This window comes from Bradyrhizobium sp. AUGA SZCCT0283 (assembly GCF_018130385.1).
Classification (GTDB): domain Bacteria; phylum Pseudomonadota; class Alphaproteobacteria; order Rhizobiales; family Xanthobacteraceae; genus Bradyrhizobium.
This window is the reverse complement of the sequence record NZ_JAFCLU010000083.1, coordinates 1-4,790: the sequence shown is the minus strand read 5'-3', so window position 1 is coordinate 4,790 and position 4,790 is coordinate 1. Positions and strand designations below refer to the sequence as shown.

Annotated in this window: 5 protein-coding genes; 1 reads left to right on the top strand and 4 read right to left on the bottom strand. The window is 58.6% G+C overall.

The genetic code is table 11. The features are described 5' to 3' along the window. Positions 1-487 precede the first annotated feature (487 nt). The 4 genes from JQ624_RS38005 to JQ624_RS37990 all read right to left on the bottom strand — a co-directional run bounded on the left by JQ624_RS38005 (position 488) and on the right by JQ624_RS37990 (position 2,807). Complete coding sequence (locus tag JQ624_RS38005; RefSeq protein ID WP_212423976.1) at positions 488-634, bottom strand: hypothetical protein; 147 nt, start codon at positions 632-634, stop codon at positions 488-490. Between the two features lie 831 nt (positions 635-1,465). Next, entirely contained in the window at positions 1,466-1,669 is a 204-nt protein-coding gene (locus JQ624_RS38000) for a PilZ domain-containing protein (RefSeq protein WP_249130416.1), read from the bottom strand. 116 nt (positions 1,670-1,785) lie between these two features. Continuing rightward, positions 1,786-2,199 (bottom strand): hypothetical protein, encoded by a 414-nt coding sequence (locus tag JQ624_RS39195; RefSeq protein WP_249130415.1) that lies wholly within the window; start codon positions 2,197-2,199, stop codon positions 1,786-1,788. Between the two features lie 305 nt (positions 2,200-2,504). Continuing rightward, positions 2,505-2,807: a hypothetical protein gene (locus JQ624_RS37990; protein ID WP_212423975.1), complete on the bottom strand. Its 303-nt coding sequence runs from the start codon at positions 2,805-2,807 to the stop codon at positions 2,505-2,507. Between the two features lie 830 nt (positions 2,808-3,637). Between JQ624_RS37990 and JQ624_RS37985 the strand changes: the two genes are divergently transcribed. Then, positions 3,638-4,773 (top strand): IS3 family transposase gene (locus JQ624_RS37985; protein WP_409334426.1). Its coding sequence is split into 2 segments (ribosomal slippage): positions 3,638-3,902 and positions 3,902-4,773, totalling 1,137 coding nucleotides; the frame shifts between segments, so codons are not numbered across the junction. Positions 4,774-4,790: the final 17 nt, after the last annotated feature.

Genomic DNA, 4,790 nt, shown 5'->3' with positions numbered 1-4,790 from the left:
TGGAGGAACCGAATCTGATTTGCGCGCCCGAGGGAACCCCCTATAACCCTTCCGATTCAAATCAAGCGGAAAGCGCTCTCTAGCTGCTTCCCGTTCCTAAATGCGCTGGAAGGGAGGACCCGTCGGTTCACGCTGGCGGCCTATTCCACAAGGCGAAGAGTCCGACGCCTTTTCATTCGATCAATAGCGTGGACAACCTCTTCTCCGTCGAGAACGGCTATCAGCCGGTGTACCGTTCCCGTGGCGTCTCGCGGGCCGAATGCAATGTATTCCCCGAGGATGCGCCTGGCATCCTCGATGGCCGTCAATACGATGTCCTGATCAGGGGTGTTCATGTTACACGCCTACTAAGCGCGGACTCAATCAGATCGCCCTTCAATTGTTCCTATATGCCTTGAGGCTGGCCTACAGCAACCCAGCACCTGCCAGACGATTGCCGCCACCTAGATCACGAGCATGGCTTAAGTGATCCTGCGGCCAATCCGGTTCATTCGATCACCGGATATTCGAAGGCAACGCCCTGGGGATCGTTTTCCTCGAACCATGTTTCCGCCGCATCAGGGGTGGCGAAGACCTTGAGGTGCTCGGGGTCGCCAACCTGCTTGCTGGTGTTGACGTAGACAAAAACTGTCATTGGTCTCTCTTCAGCTTGCGCTTGCCCCAATGATGACTTTTGAGGTCTGAATTAAAGACCCGTTCGAACGTGACGGTTCAACGCCCGCGTGCACGCCGATCCGGCCAGCATCGTCGGGCCGCCGTTCTCTGCACCGAGGATTAGCGCCCAAGCCTCCATGGCCGCCTGCCATTCGGGCGCGGAGTGCTCGGCTTTCGACAGCTTTGTGATGTGGCGGCAGCACTCTTTAAGGTGACGAGCTTCCGGCCGCTCGGCAGCGGGACCGGATCCTCAGACGGGGTGGACCAGGGCAAAGCGAACTTTCAAAAGAAGAAGAGCGGCAGAACTTGTTGCTTTAGGCGGTCCAAGTGCGATCTTCGCACAGCAGGCATTCAAATATATGAATCACGACTCCGCTTTCGGATTCCGCGATCGTTTTGAGCAGAGTGAGTCTTCCTCCGCAGAAACGACAGTCATGGTTTGATTGGTCGTGAACAGTGGTAATCTTCTCAGCTCGAAATAGCTCCATGGCAGAGCCCCCACCCCCAAGTAGAGGGGACGGACACGGAGCATCGGTTTCGGAGGTGATAAACAAGCCTTACGGCGCCGTAGTCTTACGGGAGGACCGTCCCAGCGGTGCGAGAGGCTGGGGCCGTCATTGCCAATGCGCCGGAGCGGCTTATCAAGACCGAAACGGCCCTCAGCGCCGAGGCTGGGGTGCGTGCCGGAGCCGTCCTCTTTCGCGCCCTGTCCGAGCGCATCATCTACACTATCGAGGAAAACAAGAGCCGGGCCGGCCTATTTTTGTCATACCCGGAACTCTGGCGGGGTAATCCCCTTCGACGGATAAGCTTAGCGGAATTTGACGCCGATCAAGCGTTCCGTTCGCCATATCACCGTGCAGCCGCGGCTCATGCGATCAGCAACGATCATAAGGGTAAATTGCGCCGGGATGCCCAGTGGGCTGACCACCTCGAGCGATGCACCAGTGTCGGACTGGTTACGAATGAGACAGGCGATCGTGCGCCCGTTGAACTCGATGCTTCCTGACTTCAAAATGCTTTATTCCAACTCGGCAATACCTGATCACGCTATCACAGTTCGAACGCGTCGTCAGTTCGTTAGCGAACAAAGCGCTGCCCGATTCTTCAGCAATTCGGCGTAGGGTTGGCCTAGCCTGTTCCCATGAGCGCGTGTTCGAACAGCGGCCTGACATCGGCGCCACGGTGTCCGCACGCCTGGCAGGTGAACTTGGGCTCAAGATCGGAAAGCCGGACGTCATCACCCCAGCGGCCGGCATCGATCACCACCGAGTGCGCGCACTTGTAATCGGCGCAGTAGACGATGAGCCGGGTAGGGCCGGACTCACGCGTTTCCTTGAGGGTGATTTTCTGCTGGCGCTGCATTAAGTCCCGGCTGCCGGAAACCGGATGATTGGCCAAGCTTTTCATAGCCGACCTTTCCTCGTTCAAGCGCCTTTCGATAAACTCACGCTCAAGGTCCGAAAGATCGGTCTCAAGCAGCCGCCGATATCGGGTGATGTTATTATCATATGCGCGCAGGCGGGCGACCTTCTCTTCGATCATCGTCGTCACCTGAAATAGGATAAAGGAAACAGCTTGGAGCCAAAATAAGTACCACCGCCATTCATCGCGCCAATTCTGCCAAGAATCAGACCCGCTTGCACAGGCCATTCCGGGGGTAATCCGTAGTGGTAAGGCCCGGCGCATGTCGTCCGAAACCCCGTGCGCCAAGCCGCCTTACCGGCCGGCAGCCAAAGTGCTTCGCACTGAGAGCCGGTGCGGTGGTGACCCGATCGAAGCCCAGACGGCAAAGGCAATTGCTAGAGCCGCTAGAATAGTCGCCCTTACAGGCTTCTCCCTTTCCATAGTTATCTTCGATTCTTGTCCCTCTCGCAGAAGAGGAGACCCGCTACTTTCGATGCCTTCTGCGCGGAGTTGCCACTGGCATCTGCTACCGCGACATTCGTGGGACCGACACCACCTCGTCCAAGTTGGAAGGAATCGCCGACGCCCACCACAAACGCCCCGGCGGCAGGAGCGTACGGCACCCAACCTTTCGGGCAGACGGACAGGTTAAATGCTAACACGGTGTGTTCCGGCAGATCGTATGCTTCGGCGGGAAGCGTCGCTGCGCTTAAAAGGACAAACGAAAACAAGCTAACAATTTTCATGAGAAACCCCAGATGGCCGACCGCCCGCAATGGCGGCATGGGCAACCATAAGGCAGTCTTCATACATCTGCATGCTCAAACGGGCGGCGTCTGATGCCTAAGATAGCGCCGTATTTTCTGTTCAGAGTGCTTCGAGCAGCGGTGTATCTTATGACCCCGGATTTAAAGAGCGGCCTAGACGTCGGCGCCACGTTGGCCGCATGCTAGGCAGTTGAATTAGGGCGCCAGGTCGGAAAGCCGGACGTCATTACCCCAGCGGCCCGCATCGATCACCGAATGTGCCGCACTTGTAGTCGCCACAGAATACGATGAGCCGGGTAGGGCCGGACTCGCGCATTTCCTTGAGGGTGATTTCTGAGCGCGGAATCCTGGACATCGTGCGGGAATCTCCTGGTCGGTTTCCTCCAATCCCTCGTGCCGGAGCCGGTCAAGGCACCGCCGGCGCCAGCAGTGACGTCCGGCCGCAGATGTGAGCGCGTAGATGAGACAGCCCGCCTGTAGATAACCGGCGGGCTTTTTTCGTCGCAAAGCGGACTTGGACTCTCCTGCCCCTAAACAACGGGACTAGCGAGACCTAATACGCGCCGCGACCTTACCCTCCTAGGGCCGTGAGCCAAGAGCGCCCAGGCGGGAACAGGTACACATTTACGACCTTGAGACCGGCGCTCGTAAGATCGCCAAGGGATGGCTGTCCTTGGCTGGATACCGCTATAATCTCGTCGGCGATATATTTTCGAATTGCAGGATTATCCCGATCCGGAGGCACTTTCTGAGCTGGTGCCGGTTTGATGGACACCCAGTTTGGGTGTTTCATGGAGCCGGAGGTGGTCATGCGGAGACGAAAGTTTAGCCGAGAGTTCAAGATCGAGGCAGTCAAGCTGGTCAGGGAGCGCGGGGTGTCGGCAGCACAGGCTGCGCGGGACCTGGACGTTCATGAGAACGTGCTGCGCAAATGGGTGAAGGAGTTCGGCTCCGACCCTGTTCAGGCCTTCCCTGGCCATTGGCAGATGAAGCCCGAACAGTTGGAGATCGAGCGTCTGCGGCGCGAGGTCAACAAGCTGAAGGCTGAGCGGGATATCCTAAAAAAGGCCGCGGCCTTCTTCGCGAAGGAAGCGACATGAAGTTCGTCTTTATCGCGAAGCACCGGACCATCTGGCCGGTGGCATGGCTATGCGAAACAATGGGCGTGTCCCGGTCGGGCTTCCATGCCTGGCTGAACCGGTCGCCCAGCGTAAGATCCCGAAGCGACGAAGCTGTGGGCCAGCAGGTGAAGGCAAGCTTCATCGCCAGTGACCGGACTTACGGCGCACGGCGGGTCTGGCGAGACCTGCTGGCGGACGGTGTCGAATGCGGTCTGCATCGGATCGAACGACTGATGCGCTTGCAGGCCTTGCGGGCGCGGCCACGGCGCCGGCGTCTGCCGAAGGACGAAGGCGATCGCCAGATCGCGACCGTGCCATCGAACATTCTGGACCGGCAGTTCGCGGCCGAGCGGCCGAACCAGAAGTGGGTCGCCGACTTCACCTACATCTGGACCGCCGAGGGCTGGCTCTACGTGTCGGCCGTGATCGATCTATTCTCGCGCCGGGTGGTCGGCTGGTCGATGAGCGCCAGCATGACAGCTCAATTGGTAGCGGACGCCCTGCTGATGGCGGTCTGGCGGCGCGGCAAGCCGGATGCCCTGCTGCATCACTCCGACCAGGGCAGCCAATACACCAGCGAGCAGTTCCAGCGGCTGATGGCCGACAGCGGCATCGTTTGCAGTATGAGCCGATCCGGCAACGTCTGGGACAACGCGGCGATGGAAAGCTTCTTCTCGTCGCTGAAGACCGAGCGGACCGCGCGTAAAATCTATCTCATCAGGAACGAGGCCAGGGCAGATGTGTTCGACTACATCGAGCGGTTCTACAACCGCGCATCAGAACACCCATCTGTCTATGTTGTTGAAGAGAAGAGAGTTTGCTGATCGGGATGCGATCCCGT

Excerpts from the sequence above, each read along its gene's own strand:
- JQ624_RS38005 (WP_212423976.1), bottom strand. The coding sequence starts at position 634 with ATGACAGTTTTTGTCTACGTCAACACCAGCAAGCAGGTTGGCGACCCC.
- JQ624_RS39195 (WP_249130415.1), bottom strand. The coding sequence starts at position 2,199 with ATGATCGAAGAGAAGGTCGCCCGCCTGCGCGCATATGATAATAACATC.
- JQ624_RS37990 (WP_212423975.1), bottom strand. The coding sequence starts at position 2,807 with ATGAAAATTGTTAGCTTGTTTTCGTTTGTCCTTTTAAGCGCAGCGACG.